Origin of the sequence: Paenibacillus terreus, assembly GCF_042138595.1 — a bacterium.
Classification (GTDB): domain Bacteria; phylum Bacillota; class Bacilli; order Paenibacillales; family Paenibacillaceae; genus Paenibacillus; species Paenibacillus terreus.
Genome location: NZ_JBHIRX010000004.1, coordinates 186174 through 208767 on the forward strand (window position 1 = coordinate 186174; position 22594 = coordinate 208767).

Consider the following 22594-nt stretch of genomic DNA (forward strand, 5'->3'; position numbering starts at 1 on the left):
CCGTTTCAGCTCCTGTCGTTTAAGTTGGTAATATCTTAACACATACTTTAGGTAGCGTTCAACCCCGGGAAATATGCACATCTAATTTAAACAAATGATCGCATCTTTTTTCCTTTTTGTAACATTTTCTCAGCCGATTTCGTTTATGATGAAGAACATGAGAATAATCAACTTATCTACTGCAGTTTTGCTAATGGCTCTTTGCAGTCTGCCTCTGCAGGGATGCAGCCAAAATTCTGCATCCAAGGATGCCTCGCAGCAGCCATCTATTTCTATTAGCACCTCTGATGCAGATCCAGCTCATTCATCTGCACCTACGCCGGAGTCCGACTCTGCTGCTGCGACTGACACCGGTGCTGATTCAAGCCCAGAACCCGAGAAGACGCTTCTGCAAATTTACAATGGAAATCTTCAGGACGAGGAGAAGGTTCCGGCCCTTGTTGATCTGCTGGGCGGGTTGGACTGGCATAAGCTGAATGAAGCTTCCGAATCTGGCAAGTCTCTTGAAATTATAGAGTACTTGGGTAAAAACAAGAACTATATCACTCCGGAGCAATATCCGCTGCTCTTCCAGGCAACCGAAGGCCTTGATGGAGCTTCAACTGAATCGTACTCCGCTTTAGTTGGTGAGCTGTACTACAAAAACAAAGAAGACGTTGTCAGGACGATTGCCCAGATGAATGACCAGGCCAAGCAGCAGCAGATCATAGGGCCTATTGCTTATTATCTGACATACAAAGACATTGACCAGGAAAAGAGATCACTTCAAACCCGGCTGGATTCCGGGAAGCTTGAGGCCGAGGAAGAACTGATTGTCACGGCATTGCTGGACCGCTTGAATCATCCTTATTGAGAGAAAGCCAGCCACATTCGGTCTGCATTCCGCGACTGAAATGTGGCTGGCTTTCTTAACTCAACTTTCGCAGCATGAAATCGGCAAACTTGCAAACAAACTTGCAAGAAGTGGATTCGAATTCCTCAGAACCCAGTAGCCACACAGGTTTAAGTGGATTCAGCTCTGCGAAAGTTGAGTTATTAAGAAAGAATTTTTTTCACAACAGGATGCTCAAATTTTGTATGCGCAAATCCTCGTACATGCGATCCGCGGCGGTTGAGCAGGAATAAGTAATTTGGGCATGCACATCAAGCAAAGTCAGCCGACAGCCATGCTTGGCGCCGGTATCGATGCCGATTTTCCGGTTTGCCCGCCATAGCTCCCCGGGACTTGCCCCCATCCGGAACGTCGGTGTATGACCGAAGATGACCGTTCCCGACTGGTCAGCGACTGAATCACTTTCTCCCCAGAACTCCTCACGGATCTCGGTCATATCTTTAAGCGACTGTTCTTCAAGCGGCACCCCTGGCCGGAAGCCGGCATGCACAAAGAGAAAGCCATCCTCCTCTATGTAAGCCGGAAGAGTATTCAGCCAGTCAATCAGGGTACGGACAGTTTTCGTCTTCTCTTTGGGCTGCTTCATCAGCTTGGTTTCCTTATTGCCAAGGATGGCCTGCGCACCGCTCTGCACCAGCGCCTGTATGGTCTCAAGCGTGTCCCAGGTGTCAGGTGTGTCATTAATGTAATCTCCGCCCAGAATAAGGCGGTCTTGACGGGGGTTATAAGCAGCTTCGGACAGCAGTAAAGACAATCCGTGCTTATGCCCGTGGATATCTGAAATGACCAAAAGGCGGCCCGCGTTTTCCGTTGGATTCAACAAATTATCTACGGCCTTTCTGCTTTAATCTACGATCAAGTTGAATATAGAAGCGCAGCTTCACGAGACAATTTCAAGCTGACCAAATCTCCCGGCTGCAGCGCCCCTCCGCTAAGCATATACAGCCGGCTCCCTTCCCCGCATTCCAGCAGGGAGCGCCAATTGCTGCCTTCAAACGTACAGTGAATGACCCGTGCTTCAAGCAAACTGTAGTTGTGCAAGTCATGCGAATTTGCCATTTGCGACTCATTAGCTGTGTGTACAGTCAGTGCTTCAGGACGAAAGCGGACCTCGCCTGCCATTCCTTCCCGGGGAGCATTTCCGGGTTCACAATGAACTCCATGCAGTATCCCGGCTGGCGTCCTGAGCGCCAGGCCTTGCGGAGCTGTTATGAATTCACCGGACAGATGATTGATCGCCCCCAACAGCGAAGCGGCCTGCCTGCTGGCCGGACGGTTATAACATTCGATTGGTGACGCGAACTGATCGATTGCGCCGCTGCGCATAATGAGCAGACGGTCTGCCATGGCGAACGCTTCCTCCGGATCATGTGTCACGTGAAAAACGCTCATTTTCAGGCGCCGGAACAGAACGGCCATTTCCGATCGCATTTCAATACGCAGTCTCATGTCCAGATTGGACAGCGGCTCATCCAGAAGCATCAAGCGCGGTTCGGTCACCAGCGCGCGGGCAATGGCGACACGCTGCTGCTGTCCACCCGACAGCTGGGGAGGCAAGCGGTGTTCAAAACCTTCGAGATGAAGCATCTCAAGCGCTTCCTGTACCTTTTTCCTGATGGCGTCGCCACCTAATGGCTTTTGCTTTAACCCGTAGGCAACATTGTCATACACATTCATATGCGGCCACAGCGCATAATCCTGGAAAACCATATTCACACCGCGCTTCTCCGGGGGAACCATTTTGGTGGATGAAGCAATCTTCTGCCCGAGCAGACGAATCTCGCCTTCATCCGGCTGGGAAAGCCCTGCCACCAGCTGCAGCAGTGTCGATTTGCCGCAGCCCGAAGGGCCGAGCACGCTGATGATCTCTCCCTCCTTCAGATCAAGACTGACTCCGTTTAGAGCCTTGACCTCCCCGTATCTTTTAACAATATTGCTGATCTCAAGCAGTGGACTCGCGGTTTGGGCAGCTGATGTTTTCATATTTATTTCTTCGCCCCTTTTCTATAAAAAATACGTTCGATTATGATCATGATACATACGATGATGCCCCCGCCGGTGATGGTCGCTGCGGCTGCATAGCCAAAACGCATGTCCTCAAAGGCATCGTCAATGGCGACAGGCAGTGTTTGAAAATTGGGCGGGAACAGGATCGAGTTCACCGCCAGGTCGAACACACTGGAGCCAAAGGCGGCAAGACCAGCGGATACCAACGCTCCATGCACGAGCGGAATCAGGATCATCCTCACCCGGCTTAAGAGCGAGGCTCCCTGCATTTGCGCCGCATCGAGCAGACTTTGCGGCACTTTGGCCATTGCCCCGCTCATCACTCTTGTAATGATGGGGATGGCCCCCGCGATCGCTGCCAGCACCAGAATCGCTGGTTGGCCATATAACCGGAGTCCAAGCGGCTCCAGCCACTTTTGGTTCCAGACGAATATGTAGCCGATCCCGAGCACAACACCCGGAACGGCGAAGGTAATCAGTGACGCCGTTTCAATAAGCCGTTTAAACCGGAATCTGGAATAAGCGAGCACAAAGCTTGCCGCAAGTCCAATGAGCAGACCGAATAGGGCTGCAGCTCCTGCAATCAAGAGCGACCTGCCAAGTCCGGGGAACAAGGCTGCACCCTGCTTGAACAATTCCAGATAGTTATCGAGCGTAAGATTTCCCCCGGACAACCCGTCTGTCTGAACACGCAGCAGTGACATGACAAAGCTTGATCCGATAGGAATCCCGAGTACGATCAGAACAAAAAGCAGATTCCCGCCCGCAAGCAGCCACCCGTAATGACCGGCCGTTTTCGGTACGGACGGCACTGCACGGCCGGATAAAATATCGTATCGAGCCCTGCGCAGCACATAAAACTGCAGAGCCATCGCCGCCGCAATGATCACAACCAGATACAGGGAAAGCACACCCGCCATGTCAAAACGGATCGGTGACGTGTAAATGGCGGAGTAAATGGAATAAGGCAGTGTCGGAAACTTATAGACGACAGCGATCGCCGACGGAAGGCCGAAATCACCGATAGTGTCCATAAAAACAAGCGCAGCTCCCGAGCAAATGGAGGGCAGCAGCAATGGCGCCTGGATCGTTCTCCATACCCGGAAAGGAGAAGCCCCGCATAACCTTGCGGCATCAGACAGCATCTCCATTTTCCATTCCATCGCCGCACGTACCGTGAGATAAGCGAGCGGGAATTTGCTTAAGGTCATTACTGTGATCAGTCCTGTCGGTGAAAAAACAGCTCTCGTCACCCACTCCCACCCGAGCACGGAAACAGCAAGTCCGTTGCCTGCAGAAAACATGATCCATCCCTGGGCAAGAATAAAGGATGGCATGATGAGCAGTATCCAGGCAGCGGCATCCAGCAGCCCCGCGCCCGGAAACCGCCAACGGGTACGCGCCATCGCCAGCACGGTACCGAGCAGCGTGCCGAAACACGCAGTCCCGATCCCGAGCAGGAGCGAATTCTCCAGCGATTTCCTCCATAGCGGTCGGGTAAACACATCCCCCAGCAAAGAGATATCCCCTAAATTCAGATCACCAAAAAAGATACCAGGGAGCAGCACCTGGATGATAACCGCTCCCAAGGGAAACAGAACCAAAATGGCTAACAACAGGCTGACTGCCCAGCCCAGCCGATTCACACTTAAACCTTTCATTGTCGATTACTGGACAGACTGGTCGGCAAACCATTGCTTGATTTCAGCTTCATGTTCGCTTGCCCAGGCAGCATCGGCAATATTCAGCTTGGCATTCGGGTCACGGTCCGGCTTTGGTTTGGCACCCTCTGCGGAAGGCTCGAAAAAGCTTTCGTCCCCTTCATCCACCAGCTGCTGCTGAACCTTCGGATCAAGAAGGAAGTTCACGAATTCCTTGGCTGCTTCGATCTGATCGGAATCCTTCTGAATGGCAGCCACCCTTACCGAAGCAGGCGCCCCTTCCTCTGGCCATACCAGCTTCACCGGTTCTCCATCTGCCAGCATGCCGTACGCATTTGATTCCTGCAGTGCAGCTACGTCAATCTCCCCTGAAGTCATGGCCTGAACGACCTGCGGATTTTTCGGATACACATGCAAACCTTGCTTCATGAGGCTGTCGAAATAGGCTTGTCCGCCTTCCATGCCCTGTTGATTGAAAAACCAGGACACGAACGGGTAAGCCGGTGCTGCTACAGCCGGGTCAGCCATACCGACACGCCCTTTATATGCGTCTTTTTTCAGATCATCCCATGTCTTGGGAGCTTGCTCTTCAGAAACTTTATCCTTGTTATATACAATAATTCCGGCAGCGTGTGCGCCTGTCGGGTAATATGCGCCATCTTGCGGGATCACGGATTTGTACGCTTCCTTCAGGCCTGCGGCGTTATCGGGAGTCCAGCCCTGCAGCAGCTGTCCGTTGGCGTCAAGACCATAAATCGAAGGCATGGCATCGATCCAGACCACATCCCATTGCGGATTGGATTTTTCCGCTTCAATCCTGGACATGATTTCCGCTCCGTTGCCGGAGACGATATTAAGTTTAATGCCTGTTTTTTCCTCAAACATTTTGCCGATTACGGCATCAAAATCATTCAGATAAACCGTAAGCTCTTGAGCCTGCGCGGGCGGTGTGTCAGCTTTCCCCTGCTCCTCACCCGCCGCAGTCTGTGATTGTCCTCCGCACGCCGTGACCGTCATTAAGGCCAGCGCGCTGAAGGCGATGCCTGCTTTTTTCATCCATTTGTTACCCACGATATTTTTCCCCCTCATTTGAACTTGGCTATGAACTAAAACGCTGATGCGCTATTTCAAACTTTAACGAAACAATGTCACCACGAAGTTAAAGTAAATGCCCTTTTTTATTAAATTTATCTATATATATTGTTAGTAACCAAGAAATCATCTATATTTCAAACAGAAAGCGAGGGTTGTCCATGAATGTGCAACAGCTTAAAGTGTTTGTGGAAGTGATGAAAAGAGGAACGCTGCAAGGCGGGGCGGAGCATTTGGGGCTGAAGCAGCCTACGGTCAGTTTTCATCTGCGAAAATTGGAGGAGGAGCTGGGCGTCGAGCTTTTCCGCAAGCATTCCAGAAACCTGCGGCCAACCAAGGCGGCTGAAGAACTGCTTCCCTATGCACGCCATATTCTGTCCCTGATGGATGAGGCTGCCGAGCGGATGAGCATGCATGCAGCCCAAACGGGCATCAAGCTGAAGCTTGGAGCGAGCTATACACCTGCCACCTACTATTTGCCGCCTTATCTGGCCGAATTCCGGCACAGATATCCATCTGTTCAACTGCTGCTGAATGTAAAAAAGGCAGAGAGCATGCTGCACTTGCTGCGAAATTATGAAATCGACGTGGCGATCGTCTCTTTGCCCCAAGATGAAGAAAAAGGGCTATGTGTGATTCCGCTGCTCGAAGATGAGCTGCAGCTGGTCATGAGCCCTCAGCATCCCCTGGCCAATATGGAGCATCTGACAGCAGATGATCTGCAGGAGGAAACCTTTTTGCTGCATGAAAGCGGGACAACCTCAAGACGGCTGGCGGAAGAATGGGCGTCCACTATTGGATTGGAGTTCAGATCCACTATGGAACTGGGGGCTATTGAGACAATAAAAGAGTCTTTGAAATACAGTATGGGGATAGGTGTGCTGCCTCTGCGCAGTGTGCTTAGGGAGACAACAGCCGGGGAGCTTGTGAAACGGTCCCTCCCGGGAGGCGGGTATAGCAACCGCAGGTATATCTGTCTGGTGTACCGGGACGAGCCCATTTATTCTCAGCATACTAAAATGTTTATCGATTATATGCAGGCTGCAGCGGAGGTTAATTTGAATCCGTAAATATCAACGAAGGGCGGATTGCACGAAAGCCGACCGAAGCCTGTTTGGCGTAAAATATTTGCGGGAACAGGCCTTCAAAGGCGATCTAAATATGTTCTTTTATATAACTGCACAACTTGCGTTGCTACAGCTTCAATATCACTATCTATTTCCCCCAGTACGTAAGATTCCAATACTCCCATGGTTGCCGTTCCTAAAAACTTCAAAAAGATATGCTTATCGATAATCGGATGCGAATCCTCATTAATCTTTTTATTGATTTCGCCCATAGTAAAGGACAGCAGCTTCTCGCGAAATGATGAAGCGCCTTTACTTTTAAACAACGCGGCAAAAAAAGATTTATGCTGTTCAAAATAAGTGAACCATAATATCGCCCCTTCTATCATCCCCAAGTCTTTTTTTTGCTCACATATTTCTCGTAATTGTGCTATATGGTCATCCACAATCCTATCTAACAGATCATACTTATCCATGTAATGCAGATAGAATGTTTTTCGGCCAATGTTGGCTTTTTCCGTAATATTTCTAACCGTAATCTCGTCAAACCCATCTTCAGCTAACATTTGCAAAAAAGTCGTTTGAATAGCCTGCCGGGACTTTAAAACTCTTCGATCTGTTTTATCCACTCAGAAGTCCTCCTCTATTTTGTACACAAAGAAAAGAATATGAGTATTAACACGCATATTGCGTGATGTGGTTATTGAATTAGCTGTATCTTTTTATTAATTTAAATATACACAAGAAAATTATTACTCACAAGTGCATTAAAACATGAATAAAGGTGGTTTTAACTGTGACAGTTACGAAAAAGAATGTAAAATTTCGTGCACATGGTCTGCAAGTGGCAGCGATTCTAAATGTGCCTGAGCAAGCTGAAGAAAAGAAACAAAATCCAGCAATTGTATGCGTTCATCCGGGCAGCAGCTGCAAAGATCAGACGGCGGGCATTTATGCGGAGAAACTTGCAGAGCTGGGATATGTAACAATGGTGTTCGATGCGTCTTATCAAGGAGAAAGCGAAGGCGAGCCCCGTTACGCGGAATATCCGGCTGCACGCGTTGAGGATATTAGGTCTGCTGTTGATTACCTGACTACACTGGATGATGTCGATGAAAATCGGATTGGGGTGTTAGGTGTTTGTGCAGGAGGCGGATATGCGGTAAATGCTGCAATGACTGAGCGCCGCATCAAAGCAGTCGGCACTGTCGTTGGTGCGAATATCGGCCGTGGATATCGTGAAGGCGATCCTGTCAAAGTTTTAGAGGAGGTTGCTAAACAACGCACGGCTGAAGCGCGTGGAGCCGAACCTATGGTTACACAATGGATTCCTAATAGTCATGCTGAAAGAGAAGAAGCTGATATGACGGATATAGATATGGTAGAAGCGGTTGATTATTACCGGACGCCAAGAGGTCAGAGTCCCAACTCCCCAAACAAACTGAAATTCACCAGCATAGGCTCGATCATCGGCTTTGATGCTTTCCATTTAGCAGACAGTCTGCTGACTCAGCCTTTGCAAATTATTGTCGGCGGCGTACAAGGGGCGTTTGGTTCATATAAGGATGGTCATGAGCTTTATAACCGGGCTGCCTCTCAGAAAAAAGATTTATTTGTTATTGAAGGGGCAAGCCACTATGACCTGTACGACAAGCCGGAGCCAGTTCGTAAAGCTGTTGAAAAATTAGGTGCTTTCTATAGCGAAAATCTTTAGGATAACGCACGGAGGGTGTCTCAAAGACATCCTCTCAGTAATTCCCTTCTGATTTCTTTCATTTTCGAAAATTCGGAAAATCTATCATTTACAAAAAACTGGTTGTACATGGATTAAATTTCCACTATACTTGGGTTGTAAGCGCTTCATTATAAAAACCTATCAGCCTTCCTACTTCATGTGCTGTCCAAAAAGATAAACTATAAAGCGAGGTGATCCCCTGCCAGATAGTCCAAACCGCTTGATATCGGCTGATGTTCCGGAAGTGTCCAAGATCCAGGCTTTCATATTTTTTGAGGAGGGAACAAAATGTTAAGAAAAGGAATATGTGCGGTTGTGCTGCTCAGTCTCCTGATCACTCTGTTTCCCGCAAAACAAGCAAGCGCAGCGAATTGGACTCTGATTTGGAGCGATGAATTTAATGGTAATTCATTAAATCGGTCCTATTGGACCCCTGAAATCGGTACCGGAAGCGGCGGCTGGGGAAACAATGAGCTGCAGTATTATACCGACCGTCCGCAGAATTTGAAGGTTGCCGACGGCAACCTGGTCATTACGGCCCAAAAAGAAGCTTACGGCGGAATGAATTACACCTCGGCCCGGATCAAGACGCAAAACCTGCAAACCTTTACTTACGGAAAAGTGGAAGCGCGGATCAAGCTGCCGTCAGGCCAAGGGTTATGGCCGGCATTCTGGATGCTGGGCAGCAACATCAACTCCGTCGGTTGGCCGTACTGCGGAGAAATCGACATTATGGAACGGGTAAATAATAATCCTTATGTAAACGGCACTGTGCATTGGGATGCAGGAGGCTATGCTCAATACGGGCGGGAGTCGAGAAATCTCGATTTTTCCCAATACCATGTATACAGCATCGAGTGGGACTCCAAGTATATCCGCTGGTTTGTTGATGGACAGCAGTTCAATGAATTTTATATTGAAAACGCAACAGGCAACACCGAGGAATTCCAGCGTCCGTTCTTTATTCTCCTGAATATGGCAGTTGGCGGAAACTGGCCTGGTTCTCCTAATAACTCAACGCCGTTCCCGTCGCAAATGCTGGTCGACTACGTGCGCGTCTATAAAGCAAGCTGACGGTGAAGGATCGTCCATAAAACCGAGGGGTTGTCCCAAAGTCATATTGCTGGCTTCGGGGCGGCCCTTCTTCTCTTTCCCGCTTTCGTCAGCTCCGTTTCTGTACTGTAAAGCCAACTTTCCAAATATAATCTAATAGTTCGTGTTCAAAAAGTCAGGTTTTCAGCACCGAGAAGGTTGGATGAAACTAGGGACTGAGGAGCGGAGCGTACTTGGGGTACGTGAGCACCTGAAATGTTTCCGCAGGAAACATGCTTCGGAAGCATCTGCTAAGGCCCGGCTGAATTCAAGATTCGATGTCGAGTCCGCTTCCTGACTTCCTTCGTGATCAAAAGATGACTTTTTGAATTACCTCTAATACACGATAACTTCTTCTAATTGCAGGGGAGGGAGATTCAGGCTATGGCGATACGTCCGCCAATATTGCAGAGAGGCGACACCATTGGGGTTGTAACCTTGGGCAGCCCATTGGATGCAAGTGTCATTAATGCACGGATTGAAACTTTGAGATCCATGGAGTTCAATGTCGTTTTAGGGCAATATGTATATGCACGAAACGGATTCCTGGCCGGCACAGACGAGCAGCGGGCATCCGATCTAATGATGATGTTTCAAAATCCGCAGGTGAAAATGATCCTGCCTACAAGAGGCGGCACCGGCGTGGCCGGCATTCTTCCCTACCTTGATTATAACGTGATCCGGAATAATCCCAAAATCGTTACAGGCTACAGCGATATAACCGTGCTGTTAAACGTGTTGTATCAATTTGCGGATTTAATCACATTTCATAGTCTGCTGCTTATAGACTTCAAGAACGAAACGCCTGCTTATAATTTTGACCAGTTTTTTGCCGCGACCTCCTTATTCTCATTGACCCGCCCAATGCTGAATCCGCCAGGAATCCCGCTGGTCAGCAGAGTTCCGGGCAATGTTACGGGTCCGCTGGTGGGCGGCAATCTGACATCCTTTGTTGATACTCTGGGTACTCCCTTTGAAATCGATACCAGGGGGAAGATTCTTGTTCTTGAAGAAACCCATGAACCGACCAATACGGTTTACAGGTACTTGAATGATTTGAAGCTGGCCGGAAAATTCAATGACTGTATCGGCATTATTATAGGGGAATGCACGGGGTGTCAGGTGGCGTACGGCACATCCTATGAAGATTTGATCAACCAATTCATCGTGCCTCTCGGCAAACCGCTGATCACAAATCTTGCAACAGGACATGGACAGTACAAAGCGGCATTGCCGATCGGAGCCATGGTGAACCTCAACTCGATCAATAATTCCATTACGGTGGTGGAACCAGTCATAAGCTTAGTTTGAAAGCATAATTGAATATATATATTAGATTTTTCTAATCATTTTACATTATTATGTATAATGGATGTTCTAAAGCAACATTCACGCAATGATTCGAGTAATCGCCAGAGGTGGTATTTCCATGAATAAAAACAAAACACTATGGATAGCACTAGGTGTTGTTGCTGCTTTAATTATCTTCTATTTTGTTATTCCTATTGTACTTTACCTTTCTACTACGTCTTCTTCTCCGTAAATCTATAAGTATAAGTTGTACATGTGTGTATGTTAAAGAACCGCACCAACGTTCCTGTATCCGCAAACTTCTTCTCCCATATCGTACTCGGCGGTCGCTGATGCGCTGTTGCACCAACCGCATCAGCTTCTCGTGCGAGATGTTGTCCAAGTAAGTGCGGATGTCGATGTCCACCACCCAGTGGACGACCTTCTTCACCGCACGACGGATATGCCGAATGGCCTCGTGCTGATTGCGCTTGGGTCGGAATCCATAGGAATCTTCCTGGAGCATCTTTTGAATCTTCGCTGCAAATGTCTCTTCTCCGATTACTTCCACGATGTCTACCGGACTTGCACCGGCTAGTTGTGCCTAGCTTGGCTAGGCGTGCAAATGCAAAAAAGCCCGCGTTACACGCGGACTCTGCCTGGTGATAAACCCATCGTGGCTGCAATTTCGTACTGGCTCTTCTGGGGGGATTGTTCCAGGACTGTACATCTTATTTTAAGCCGATTCACCGTCAGCGTCCGGGCGCGCGGAAAAGAAATTTCGGTCATCTGTGACTATTCTTTCTTCTTCGGATTCAGGGATGTTTCAAGCAAATAGTCAACGACCCAAGGTCCAATATTAGCACCGGCGGCGGCTGAATGAACGAGATGAGCAAGGTGATCAGCAGCATTCCCGATCGCCCATACTCCTGATCGACTTGTTCTTCCATAAGCATCGGTAACTGCGAAACCGGCTTCGTCTGTTTCACAGAGAGAGGCAGCTAGTTCAGACGCGGCTTTGAAAGGGGCCGCCACAAAAACGGCTTCACATGGCACTTCCGTGCCGCTCGCTGTGGCGATGGAGACGAGTTGGTCCCCTTCCCTTACCAGAGCGGTCACCTCGTCTTGAACGGTTTTAACTCCGAATCCGTCAAGCCTTGTTAGCGTTTCGGAGTCGAACTCGTGTGGGCTTACGATTGTTACGGATGAAGACCACGCGGTCAAGAACTTTCCAAGCTGGGCAAGGCGCTCCGGTAGTCCAAAGGCTACGAGAGGTTTGTCCCGAACTTCATATCCGCTGAAGCATGGGCATAGATGAACGTACTTGCCCAACCCCTCTTTTAAGCCAGGCACCATTGGAAGCACATCGACCAACCCTGTGGCCAGCACTACGGCCCGAGCCATGATCTTCATCTTGCTGCCCCAGACATCAAAGAGCCCATCGGACCTTTCTTCGATCTTCAATACGGTCTCACTGCGAATTTCTCCGCCGTAGCTTACCACTTCGGAACGCCCACGTTCCAGGAATTCTACCGGTGTACTTCCTTCATGCCCAAGGTATTCATGAATCTTTGGGATCATTGAATTGCGAACGGGGCCTCCGTCATAAACGACCGTTCGGCGACGGGCTCGAGTGAGAAACAGTGCTGCGCTTAGCCCTGCAGCTCCTGCCCCTACCACCGCCACATCGAAGATATCATCAAAGTCTTCTGAAGTTTTGTGATTCATCATATTCTTTCCTCCTTATAACGATCTTTTAGTGAAATGAGTATAACTACATAATGGATATTATAAGTCCATAATAACTTTGATTTTCGAAAGCTGTCAAGAATTTTTTTAAGGGGTAACGTCAGGAAAATGTCGTTTTACACCGCCTTGTTAGGCTACTATATTTATACATATTAACGCGGTGATTAAATAAATAATAAAACAAAAAATAGCCTGTTGAGGGTTTCTCAACAGGCTGAAGCCCGCATTACACGCGGACTTTCATTTTTCTCCCTCTAAAAATCATGCTGTCAGCGCGGCCAACGCTTTTGCGCAGACATCAATTTTTCGTAGGGTGTATGCGGTTCGGTCTGATACCAATAGGCAACAGTGGCCAGATCATCCTGCCGTTCAAACAAGCCCCGGTTGCAGACGCCAATCTGCTGAATCGTCACCTTCAAATCGCTCTCAAACCGGATCGGGTCCATAATATGCCAGCGGTAGAAGCTGCGCATCGGCGGGCAATCTCCCAGGAATTGATCATTATAATCCGTTTCGTGGTTGGAATAGAACGGATATCCGAGAAATGGCGTCGAATACGTATTTTCAACGGCTCTTCCGCCTGACTCTTTAGTAATGAATCCCCAGGCGCCTCCGAAATAATCCTCCATTCCCGTTCCGCAAATTGTCGGATAGTCCTGATCGCCGTCCATGAAAAACTTCATTTCCCCTTCTCCCCACCAGTATCGCTCCAGGGCTGTCAGGGCAATATATGTCCCCACATAATGACCTTTACCTTGGACACCATCCAGAATGACATAATCCTCCGCTAGCGTGGTGATATGCTGACGTCTCCACTGAGCATGGAAATACGCCGCTTCCTCGGGGATCGAGTCATACAGTGTGTAATCGAATTGATAGAAAAAGCCTTCAATATCTCCAGGGTGCTGATTCTCAATCGTCACCCGCACGCTCTTCCGAAACGGCATGGGAAAGTAACAGTTAAAACCGCGCGTAGGGTTAACGACAATTGGCATGGAATTGACCACATGGGTTGCGGCAAAACCGCTGCAGAAGAAATCGCCTAGCGGGGACTCCACCGACGGCGCTTCCTCATCATCCCAGTAAATTCGCAGAACGAGATCACGAAGGACAAAATAACCGGCTGGTGTCGAATTCGTCACAGTTATCCAGAAGTGCTGCAGCACGCCCGGACCAGCCATTTCCGCCAGCACCGCGGTCTCTCCGGCCTTGAGCGTAATGCAAGGGCGCCCTTTGCGGGATGGACCCAGGTGGCTGGCCTCCTTTCCGCCAGCACCTTTATCTCCATGCGGGTTTTCCGCCGTGATCGAACGGCTTTTGCCGTTATTCATCAAAGGGAGGCTTGCGAGACTGTTCGTAAATGGACTGTTTAGCATAGGGTCATCTCCTTGTTTTCAAACTTTATAATATTACTGCTTCACGCCGCCTGCCATAATGCCATCCATAATGTTTTTTTCAAAGATTAAAACGAACAGAATGATCGGCAGAATGATAAACCATCCCATCGCGCTGATCATATCCCACGGCATTTCGAAGTTACTGGCCCGCGGAATCAGCGTAATGCCCACACTCAGTACCTTGATATTGTAGGAAAAAAATAATGGCGTGAAAAAGTCATTCAGACAGGTAATAAAATTGATAATGCTGATCGTGGCGATGGCCGGCTTCATCAGCGGAAAGACGATCTGAAATAAAATCTGCATAAAGTTCGCCCCATCCACCTCAGCTGCTTCCTCGATGGTGATGGGAATCTGCTTCAGAAAATTGTGCAGGATCATAACCGAAAATGGGAGCAGTGCACTAGTGTACAAGATGGTAAGTCCCGTGTAACTGTCGATTAATTTAACAGATTTCATAAAATCATACAGCGGTCTGGCCGTGATAATGCCAGGGATTAATGTTGAGAACAGAAGCAGTTTATAAGCGAGACCCAGCCCGCGGGAGTGCTCATTCCTTGCAAAAGCGTAAGCAGCTGCAATACCGAACACCACAGAGGCGATCAGTGAAAATAGGGTAATGATCATTGTGTTATACGTCATCTCACCGATGTTCATCTGGACAAAGAGATCGCGGTAATTACTGAAAGTGACGCTCTTGGGCAAATAATGAATCGGTGAGGCAAAGAGAGAGCCTTTGGGCGTAATGGACGAAATGAATATCCAGTACAGCGGCAGGAGCACGATCACCGCCATGATGGCCGTCATGCTCCACCTTAAAGCAAAGGGGGCTATTTTCAAGCTCTTTGAATTCATGGTCGCCTCCTATTGTTCAGAGCGCTTGATCGCAAGCAGATTCAGACTGCTGAACACCATCATCAGCACAAATAAACAGACTGCAATCGCCGAGCCATACCCGATATTCAGATTGGTAAAAGCTTCAATAGCGATCCGGTACGCCAGCAAGCTGGTGGAATCACCGGGCCCCCCGGAAGTCATGGCATATACAATGTCGTAACTGACGATTCTCCACAAGGTGAAGAAGATGCATAACGTTAACAGTGTCGGCAGAAGCAATGGCAGCGTAATTTTGAAAAACGACTTCACCGTGCCCGCACCGTCCATCCTGGCTGATTCATACAGCTCTTCGGGAATAAATTGCAGACCGGCAAGCAGCAGGATGGCGAAGAAAGGCACATCCTTCCACAAATCGACGGCGATTACAGCAGCTTGTGCGGATGCCGAATGAATGAGCCAATCAAAGTGAAACCCGGGAAACACCCTGCGGATTAAATCATTGACGAGACCGTACGAATCATTGAAGGCCCACTTGGCTGCAATCCCCGTTACGATCATGGGCATGGCCCAGGGAATCAGGGTGATCGTGCGGAGAAACTTTTTCCCTTTAAAGTTCAGGTTCAGCATCAACGCCATCAGAATGCCAAGGATGATATGCAATACCATGGACACCACAGTAAAAGTGACAGTAAATTTTAATGAAGTGATGACTTTATCATCCCTGAAGACCTGGATGAAATTGTCCAACCCGACGAAAGTATGCTGGCCGCCCTTGAACATATTGATTTCGAAAAAACTGTTATAAAGCGTCACCAGACTTGGGTACAGGGTCGTAAACCCCCGGATCAGCAGTACGGGAATGATGAGCAGCCATGCCAATTTTAATTTGGCGGATGACCTTGCGGCCGGCGTCTTCAAACCCGGATTTTGTTTTGCTGTATATGCCGTTTTCAAGGCCATTCTCCTTTCTTGACGAACTGGCCGTTTCTTAACTCAGCAATGGTTGCCGGTTCCGAATCATCCGGGTTATTTAATGCCGAGCCGCTCAATTTCCTTGTTGGCCTGCGCTGCGGCTTCGTCCAGACTGATTTCATCGGAAACGTATTTTTGGAAGATGGAGCCGATGCTATTGATAAATTCCATGGATTGCGGAACAATGGGTCTGCCGCGGAGGTTACTGGTTTTAATATATTCCCTCACCTTATCGACCCCCTCGCCTTTAAAGGCAGGATCATTGATCACATCAAGCCTGGCCGGCAGTCTGCCGGACATTTCACTGTAAGCAATCTGCCCCTCTTTACTGGCAACATAGGAGAGAACCTTCTTGGCCGCTTCTTTCTTCTCCGAGGATTTGTTCAGCACATAGTGCCAGGAAGCCATAAAGGCGTCATTGGTTTCAAATTTCGGCATGGGCACGATGTCAAGCTGTTCCGGGCCGTATTTGCCGGACTTCTGAAAGGTGGGAATGGCCCCCGTATACATAAACAGCATGCCATACTTGCCGTCGATAAACTTCTGGATCATCGGGTCATAAATGTCTGCGAGCTGCGAGAGCGGAGTTACTTTATCCTTTTGTGCGAGATCATGCATGAATTGAAGAGCTTCCCGCGTTTTCGGATTACTCCAGTCATAATAGTCGCCGCCGAACAGGTTGACGAAGGTTCCGATCTCGTTAAAGACATAGCTCTTTTCCCACGCTCCTCCGTAACCGTATACATCCCCTTTCGTCACCGCCTTGGCAAACGCGAGAAATTGCTCTTTATTTGTCGGAACGTCCATCCCCGCTTCCTTCAGCTTTTCATGATTGACCCAGAACGCCAAAACCTCCATATAGCTCGGCACCGAGAAAATACTGCCGTTATACGTGATCATGTCCTTAACGTACTGCTCCGAGAAATTGGACACGACTTCAGGTGTCATGACGTCCTGCTCCAGCGGCTCCAAATAACCGGCTCTGGAGAAGGCCGTGATCAGCTCGTCGTTGGTGTGCATTACATCGATCGTATTGTCGCCTGATGACAGGATCGTGGTCATCTTGGCCACCATATCATCCGGATTGGTCGGGGTGGCGACTACATTGATCTTCACGCCCGTTGCATCCTCTATTTTTTTCTGATAAGCAGCCCACCCCGCCTGAGTTGAATCATTGGTCATCAATGTGATGCTTGGGCTGGCGCTGCCCCCTTGATCTGTGCCTTGCGGCTTGCCCTGCGACGAATCAGCGCCTCCGCAGCCTGCAAGCGATAACGAGAGCAGTGATATGCAAGCCAGAATGGAGATTACGAATTTTCGCTTAGGTTTGTTCATCTGCAGAAGTCTCCCCTTTTCTTGTCTTGATGAGCCGGCCGGCTGTACAGTACCCATTATAGATTTCAAATGAAAGCGGTTAAATACAATTATCCTTGCAGAAAATATAAAATTTCACGAACTCGGATCGGGGCTGCTTAAAGCTGGGGGATTGGACAAGCAAAAGGTTTCAGGGACATTGTCAAAGCAAAATGTTTATGATATAACCGTTTACAATGATTTCGAAGCATGACTAATCCCTGATTGTAAGCGTTTGCAGTTTAATTATGACTTCGGTGGTGGTCTCTTTGCTCCTGATATCGAAAATGCACAAATTTCTCCGTTTTCATTTCAGCAGTTTCCGGAACAAGCTCATATTCGGTTTTTTCTTGATTGCCATCATCCCTCTTGTAGTGATCAGTCTGCTCTCTTACCAGCTGTCTTTCAAAATTGCCAGGGATGGCATACTGGAGTCCGTAACCTATTCCAGCAATCAGCTGAATTCTTCACTCGCCAATCGTTTTGAGCAGATGGAATACGCCGCAAACGCAATGCAATATTACATGTACACGCTGGTGCTTGAGCCAAGCCACTCCATTACCAGCCAACTGGACAAATACAGCTATATTAAAAACAATATTTCCAATTTGAACTATACGTTTCATTTCGTGAACATTAATGTTTACACCCGGCCTGATTTACTGTTCAGCAATCAGGGCATTAACTTTTTTAAGCTGGATGAGCTGTCCGGCCGTGGGTTGTCCCAGGCAGATTTGCAGCAGCAATTAAACCGCATGCAATGGCGGCTGTTTCCCGGGCAGCGGGAACCGTTTGTTAAATCGGGCTCCACGGCTTCCCGCGATTATCTGTCCGTATTCAATGCATTCAAAAAAAAGGCCAGCAGCCAGCTGGAGTACGTCTATTTCATCGATATTGATGAGCGGGAAATCGCCAGGCTGCTCGCTGACAGCAGTCCGGATCCGTCGGTGCAGACCTACATTGTGGACAGCAGTGGATATATCGTATCCCACCCGGATCTCACCAAGCTGGGTACAATGATCGGGACGGACATGATGCACACGGTGCTGAACAATCCCAGCTCACCGGTTTCCTTCAACAAAACCCAGCTGATTATCCACCATAACGACATTTCAGGCTGGTATGTCATTACTGAAGTTCCGGACACGTACATTCGGCACCATACCAATGTGCTGGTTAATATTTTGCTGGTCATGATTTTGCTTGTGGTCATGATTGCATTGTTCGCCAGCCTCTTCATTTCCAACAGCCTGAGCAGCAAAGTGAGGAGAATGGCCAAAGTGATGTCATCCTTTCGACTCAATGACACTCATCATCAGATTCTGGAATTGCATATGCCTGTATCCACAGAGAAGGCTTATCTGGATGAGCTGGACCAGCTGTCTCTTGTTTTCAATTCCATGATTCATAGGATAAATGACAATTTCCGTACGATGCTGGTCATGAATTTGCAGGAGGAGAAGCTCAAGTTTCAGCTCCTGCAGTCGAAAATCAACCCCCATTTTCTGTATAACATTCTGGAGTCGATCAAGACCTGTCAGTCTCTGGGGAGGATTGATGAAGCGAATGCTATGATCACGAGGCTCGCCAAGTTTTACAGACTTATCCTGAAGAAGGGCGACGAACTCATTACAATCCGGGATGAGCTCGAAATCGCGGTATTATATCTTGAATTGGAGAAGGTCAACCACAGCCGGTCATTGACATGGAATATTGTACAAGCGGAGCAATCAGAGCATTTTCTGATCCCCAAATTTACCCTGCAGCCTCTGATCGAGAACAGCATCCGGCATGGTCTGCGCAGTGGAGAGGTATTAGATATTCAAATTTCCGTCGAATACGGGGATGAGGATATGATCATCAGCGTCCGGGACAATGGAACCGGTATGCCGGCAGCGAAACTTGCCGATATCCGCACCTCTCTGGGGCGAAAAAACGCCGATACCAAACGATACTACGGAATCAATAACGTACACAAAAGGCTGTCCCTCTATTCCAATGGGCGAAGCGGTTTACACATAGACAGTGCGGAGGGGCACGGTACAACGGTGAGCGTCTTTTTTCAACAGATGCTGCCTGATGATGAAGAATTCTAGAGCAGAGGAGATTGGGTTCCATGGACACAAAAAAAGTAATCATTGTAGACGATAATGAGCTTTCAGTGGAAGGCATTTATAAAAATATCGATTGGCATGAACTGGGAGCTGAGGTGAGCTATATAACGACCAATGCTTCAGAGGTGGCAGACAAGATTCATACGATGGAGATCGACCTTATCATATCCGATATTTGCATGCCGGGAATGAACGGGCTGGACTTGTCCAAGGCTGTCCTTGGCAGCAAGCCTTACACCAAAATCATACTGATCAGCGCATACGACGATTTTGAATTTGCAAAAGAAGCGATCCGGATCGGAGTATGCGATTATGTGGAAAAGCCGGTTGATTACGCCTACTTGCAGCAGGTTGCCGCCAGGGTGCTGAAAGAATCGGAGCAGGAAAAAATGATTTTGCAGCAGCTGCAGCAGAGCCGTCCGGCCATGATCCGCAAATTTTATAGCGAGCTGCTTGAAACCAGTCCCGATGATGCCGAGTTTTTTCTTGCCGATCAGGCGGCATATATGGGCCTCGACATCGATGAGGATGAATATATTTGTGCCGTTATTCAAATAGACAATTTCATCGAGGCCAAGAACATGTTCGGAATTGAACGCTATCATGTGCTTGTCATGAGCCTTGCGGCTGAAGTGGAGCGGTCGTTTTCCCGGTATGGGCTATCTTATACGTTAACCCAGGGGAATAACCTGATGGTGATTTTGGGGAACAAAACTGGCACCGATGACAGCTTCTATTCGTCAGTTTATAAGCAGTTTTCGGACATTCTCGACAAGCATGCCTCCTCTCCCCTATCCCTTACCATCGGAATTGGTGATATTGTGCCGTGCGTCTGGCAGGTATCCACCTCTTACCGCAATGCTAAAAATGCGACGGGATACCGGTTCATATTCGGGGAAGGACATATTTTTAACATCCATGACATACGCAGAAACCGTACCAGGTCTGCTTTTTTCACAGCAGGCACGGCAGGTGACGAAGAACGGCTCGTCCGGTTGATTTCGCAGAAGGATTTATCCGGCTTAAGGCAGTTCACGGACTCTTTAGCGGTTGAGCTTGTGGACCATTATATCGATAAAAATGGCATCATTGCTTGCATATACTCCATGCTGGCCCGGCTCAACCGCTTTCTCTACGATACGGAAGTAGATACGGCACAGTTGCAGAACAGCATAAAGAGCATGTTCGCGGATCTGGATCAGTTCCAGACCTGTGCACAAATATGCGACCGGTTGTATGATATTTGCGCGGAATGCTGCAGCCAGCTGCAAGAGTCCGTACAGTCCCAGCACAACCAAATTGCAGGCCAGGTTGTAAGTTACATCGAAGACCACTATATGAACGCGGACATGAGCATTCATGACATTTCATCCCATTTAAACATTAGTGCAAATTACCTGGGCGTTCTATTCAAAAAGGTTAAAGGGCACACGATATCCGATTTCATCACCACCGTTCGGATTCAAAAAGCCCGGGAGCTGCTCTCCTGTACCCAGCTAAAAATTATGGAAATCAGCGAAAAAGTCGGCTACGCCAACCCGTACTATTTCAGCGCCAGCTTTAAAAAGCGTACAGGCCAGACTCCTTCGGAATACCGTTCCGCAGAACAAATAGGGCCGTGATAAATTTTGTGTATGCCTAACTTACAGCAGCTTGTCTCAGCAATCCCTCCTGAATATTGATGATCAGTACGTTGGATAAACCAGCCCGATATCATGTTTCCGGCGAAGAGTCCCTTCCTGGAGTTCAAGCAATTCGTTGCCCTTGACGGAGAACTCCAGCTCTGCGCCTTGGTATAAAATGCTTCCTTCAACCGTTCTTGCACTCATTCCGAGCACTCCCTTCAGCTTACCGCTTCGGTCTGTAATCAGCCGCACTCCTGCCGGAAAGCGAGCATAGCTTTCCCCGCCGCGCAAAACTTCGCTGCTCTCCGGCAGGTTAATCAGCTCAAATACTGCTCCGTCAACGCTGCGTGCATAAGCCGTATACGGTGCGATCTCTTCACCGTGGTCGAAATCATATGGCACCAGACCGGTAAACCACAGCTCGCCGTCAGGAGTCGGCATAATGCCGCACAGCCTTTCAACGTAATCCAGCACGCACAGGATTGCTGGCGAGTATGCTTCCGTAAAGCCTTCCTCCCCGGTCCATGGGCTTAAGCACTGTGCGAAACGCTTCATTTTGGCTATCGCAGCCAGGATCGGGAACATGACCCACGTCAGCTCCACATGCCGGTCATGATGCTCGAAGGCGTGCGGAGCGCGGATCAGGCTTAAAAAGTTGGACGGGCCGCTCCAGCTGTTATAGCTGGAGAACGGGTCGAAGCGCGGATCGTCCATCGCCATGGAGGTAAACGGATATTTGGCAAAAAATTTACGTGTGTTCAGCAAATACTTCTGCAGCATCGTATCGAAAAATGCCCGGTCACCGACCTCACATGCCATTACACGCAGCAGCACATCGGACTGTACGCGGACAAACCGGTCATGTCGGTCCCGGTCATAGAAAAAGTAGTCCTCGGTATCGAAGCACTGCGTAAACAAGCTTTGCAGGCTCTCCTCCGCTTTAACACGCCATTCTTCTCCGTTCTCGCCAAGCGTTGCGGCGATCCGGGCCAAATAGGTGCGCTGGCAGTAAACGTTGGCCGTTAAATCCGGCGCGATGAATGGAAGAAGCGGGGAGTCAGGGTAACAGCGCGCCGGATCCCCAAGATGCGGCGTATCCGGCACATGCCAGAATCGCGGTGACAGATCATGGCCGGTATCAAACGTGCAGAACGCCTCGACACCACCTGTACCGCGGGTATCCCGGTTTTCGGCCAGCCACTGGTCATGCCTGCTCATCGCGGAATACATCGTGCGCAGGAAATCGTCGTTCCGGCCATGCAGCGCATCATAATTCCAGACGCTGCGGGCCAGCGGCGTGACCATTTGAATTTGGCGAAACATCGGACCGTCTGCCGTTACCTTATAGGGCAACAACCCGTCCTCGCGCTGGTGAACCGCAAAAGCGCGGTATGTCGCCTCCGATACCGATGGTATGAACCGTGCCAGCAGTTCGGCATTAATCGTGCCCGTGCTTTCCAGCCAGCAGCCAAGGTAAACACCGCCCTCATGCAATATCGGCTGCGAGCCGCCGGTCGGAACGATACAATCCAGCAGCTTTCCGAGCGCATGGTAGTACACCGTTTCCAGCCGGCCTGTTGACGCGAACCGTACGCCGGACCGCTCCCATTCAGCCAGAACGGCGGCATCCGACTCCTTCTTCATTGGGCCGACCTTTTGGGCCATGTCTATACTGCGCAGCCGTTTCAGCAACTGCTCTCTCATCCGATTT

The 22594-nt window shown here is 49.0% G+C and carries 18 protein-coding genes and 1 pseudogene; 8 read left to right on the forward strand and 11 right to left on the reverse strand.

Features of this window, described 5'->3' with window-relative positions; genetic code table 11:
- Nucleotides 1-193: 193 nt before the first annotated feature.
- Complete coding sequence (locus tag ACE5KN_RS10010) at nt 194-853, forward strand: hypothetical protein (protein ID WP_375533072.1); 660 nt, start codon at nt 194-196, stop codon at nt 851-853.
- 199 nt (nt 854-1052) lie between these two features.
- On the opposite strand, the gene ACE5KN_RS10015 is transcribed toward ACE5KN_RS10010, so the two are convergent.
- From ACE5KN_RS10015 to ACE5KN_RS10030, 4 genes are read right to left on the reverse strand one after another with little or no spacing between them, the layout of a single operon-like run.
- Nucleotides 1053-1715, reverse strand: coding sequence for a metallophosphoesterase (locus ACE5KN_RS10015; RefSeq protein WP_375533073.1), 663 nt, complete (start codon nt 1713-1715; stop codon nt 1053-1055).
- Between the two features lie 32 nt (nt 1716-1747).
- Nucleotides 1748-2875 carry an ABC transporter ATP-binding protein gene (locus tag ACE5KN_RS10020; protein ID WP_375526487.1) on the reverse strand — a complete coding sequence of 376 codons (1128 nt, stop codon included), beginning with the start codon at nt 2873-2875 and terminating at the stop codon, nt 1748-1750.
- A 2-nt stretch (nt 2876-2877) separates the two neighbouring features.
- Entirely contained in the window at nt 2878-4560 is a 1683-nt protein-coding gene (locus tag ACE5KN_RS10025) for an ABC transporter permease (RefSeq protein ID WP_375526488.1), read from the reverse strand.
- Nucleotides 4561-4566: 6 nt separating this feature from the next.
- Entirely contained in the window at nt 4567-5631 is a 1065-nt protein-coding gene (locus ACE5KN_RS10030; protein ID WP_375526489.1) for an extracellular solute-binding protein, read from the reverse strand.
- A 182-nt stretch (nt 5632-5813) separates the two neighbouring features.
- Here ACE5KN_RS10030 and ACE5KN_RS10035 point away from each other — a divergent pair, with 182 nt between their 5' ends.
- Nucleotides 5814-6722, forward strand: coding sequence for a LysR family transcriptional regulator (locus ACE5KN_RS10035; RefSeq protein WP_375526490.1), 909 nt, complete (start codon nt 5814-5816; stop codon nt 6720-6722).
- 74 nt (nt 6723-6796) lie between these two features.
- Here ACE5KN_RS10035 and ACE5KN_RS10040 read toward each other — a convergent pair whose 3' ends face one another.
- Nucleotides 6797-7348 carry a TetR/AcrR family transcriptional regulator gene (locus ACE5KN_RS10040; protein ID WP_375526491.1) on the reverse strand — a complete coding sequence of 184 codons (552 nt, stop codon included), beginning with the start codon at nt 7346-7348 and terminating at the stop codon, nt 6797-6799.
- A 167-nt stretch (nt 7349-7515) separates the two neighbouring features.
- Here ACE5KN_RS10040 and ACE5KN_RS10045 point away from each other — a divergent pair, with 167 nt between their 5' ends.
- From ACE5KN_RS10045 to ACE5KN_RS10060, 4 genes and pseudogenes are all read left to right on the forward strand, one after another.
- Nucleotides 7516-8433 carry an alpha/beta hydrolase gene (locus ACE5KN_RS10045; protein WP_375526492.1) on the forward strand — a complete coding sequence of 306 codons (918 nt, stop codon included), beginning with the start codon at nt 7516-7518 and terminating at the stop codon, nt 8431-8433.
- 309 nt (nt 8434-8742) lie between these two features.
- A pseudogene (locus ACE5KN_RS10050) lies at nt 8743-9519 on the forward strand (glycoside hydrolase family 16 protein); the annotation flags it as partial.
- A 411-nt stretch (nt 9520-9930) separates the two neighbouring features.
- Nucleotides 9931-10857, forward strand: coding sequence for a S66 peptidase family protein (locus ACE5KN_RS10055; protein WP_375526493.1), 927 nt, complete (start codon nt 9931-9933; stop codon nt 10855-10857).
- A 412-nt stretch (nt 10858-11269) separates the two neighbouring features.
- Nucleotides 11270-11434 (forward strand): hypothetical protein, encoded by a 165-nt coding sequence (locus ACE5KN_RS10060; RefSeq protein ID WP_375533074.1) that lies wholly within the window; start codon nt 11270-11272, stop codon nt 11432-11434.
- 197 nt (nt 11435-11631) lie between these two features.
- Here ACE5KN_RS10060 and ACE5KN_RS10065 read toward each other — a convergent pair whose 3' ends face one another.
- From ACE5KN_RS10065 to ACE5KN_RS10085, 5 genes are all read right to left on the reverse strand, one after another.
- Entirely contained in the window at nt 11632-12567 is a 936-nt protein-coding gene (locus ACE5KN_RS10065; protein WP_375526495.1) for an NAD(P)/FAD-dependent oxidoreductase, read from the reverse strand.
- Nucleotides 12568-12854: 287 nt separating this feature from the next.
- Nucleotides 12855-13961, reverse strand: a complete 1107-nt coding sequence (locus tag ACE5KN_RS10070; RefSeq protein ID WP_375526496.1) for a glycoside hydrolase family 172 protein — start codon at nt 13959-13961, stop codon at nt 12855-12857.
- A 33-nt stretch (nt 13962-13994) separates the two neighbouring features.
- Nucleotides 13995-14837 (reverse strand): carbohydrate ABC transporter permease, encoded by an 843-nt coding sequence (locus ACE5KN_RS10075; protein WP_375526497.1) that lies wholly within the window; start codon nt 14835-14837, stop codon nt 13995-13997.
- A gap of 9 nt (nt 14838-14846) precedes the next feature.
- Complete coding sequence (locus tag ACE5KN_RS10080; RefSeq protein ID WP_375526498.1) at nt 14847-15773, reverse strand: carbohydrate ABC transporter permease; 927 nt, start codon at nt 15771-15773, stop codon at nt 14847-14849.
- Nucleotides 15774-15845: 72 nt separating this feature from the next.
- The gene (locus tag ACE5KN_RS10085; protein WP_375526499.1) at nt 15846-17126 is read right to left on the reverse strand and encodes a sugar ABC transporter substrate-binding protein; all 1281 of its coding nucleotides are present in this window, start codon (nt 17124-17126) and stop codon (nt 15846-15848) included.
- 368 nt (nt 17127-17494) lie between these two features.
- Here ACE5KN_RS10085 and ACE5KN_RS10090 point away from each other — a divergent pair, with 368 nt between their 5' ends.
- The gene (locus ACE5KN_RS10090) at nt 17495-19240 is read left to right on the forward strand and encodes a sensor histidine kinase (protein WP_375526500.1); all 1746 of its coding nucleotides are present in this window, start codon (nt 17495-17497) and stop codon (nt 19238-19240) included.
- A gap of 20 nt (nt 19241-19260) precedes the next feature.
- Nucleotides 19261-20880, forward strand: coding sequence for a response regulator (locus ACE5KN_RS10095; RefSeq protein ID WP_375526501.1), 1620 nt, complete (start codon nt 19261-19263; stop codon nt 20878-20880).
- Between the two features lie 63 nt (nt 20881-20943).
- On the opposite strand, the gene ACE5KN_RS10100 is transcribed toward ACE5KN_RS10095, so the two are convergent.
- The gene (locus tag ACE5KN_RS10100; protein ID WP_375526502.1) at nt 20944-22587 is read right to left on the reverse strand and encodes an MGH1-like glycoside hydrolase domain-containing protein; all 1644 of its coding nucleotides are present in this window, start codon (nt 22585-22587) and stop codon (nt 20944-20946) included.
- Nucleotides 22588-22594 lie beyond the last annotated feature (7 nt).

Bases quoted from the DNA above. Each gene is read 5' to 3' on its own strand.
- ACE5KN_RS10070 (WP_375526496.1), bottom strand. From the start codon at position 13,961: ATGCTAAACAGTCCATTTACGAACAGTCTCGCAAGCCTCCCTTTGATG.
- ACE5KN_RS10075 (WP_375526497.1), bottom strand. From the start codon at position 14,837: ATGAATTCAAAGAGCTTGAAAATAGCCCCCTTTGCTTTAAGGTGGAGC.
- ACE5KN_RS10020 (WP_375526487.1), bottom strand. From the start codon at position 2,875: ATGAAAACATCAGCTGCCCAAACCGCGAGTCCACTGCTTGAGATCAGC.
- ACE5KN_RS10010 (WP_375533072.1), top strand. From the start codon at position 194: ATGGCTCTTTGCAGTCTGCCTCTGCAGGGATGCAGCCAAAATTCTGCA.
- ACE5KN_RS10025 (WP_375526488.1), bottom strand. From the start codon at position 4,560: ATGAAAGGTTTAAGTGTGAATCGGCTGGGCTGGGCAGTCAGCCTGTTG.
- ACE5KN_RS10095 (WP_375526501.1), top strand. From the start codon at position 19,261: ATGGACACAAAAAAAGTAATCATTGTAGACGATAATGAGCTTTCAGTG.
- ACE5KN_RS10065 (WP_375526495.1), bottom strand. From the start codon at position 12,567: ATGATGAATCACAAAACTTCAGAAGACTTTGATGATATCTTCGATGTG.
- ACE5KN_RS10035 (WP_375526490.1), top strand. From the start codon at position 5,814: ATGAATGTGCAACAGCTTAAAGTGTTTGTGGAAGTGATGAAAAGAGGA.
- ACE5KN_RS10100 (WP_375526502.1), bottom strand. From the start codon at position 22,587: ATGAGAGAGCAGTTGCTGAAACGGCTGCGCAGTATAGACATGGCCCAA.
- ACE5KN_RS10055 (WP_375526493.1), top strand. From the start codon at position 9,931: ATGGCGATACGTCCGCCAATATTGCAGAGAGGCGACACCATTGGGGTT.
- ACE5KN_RS10085 (WP_375526499.1), bottom strand. From the start codon at position 17,126: ATGAACAAACCTAAGCGAAAATTCGTAATCTCCATTCTGGCTTGCATA.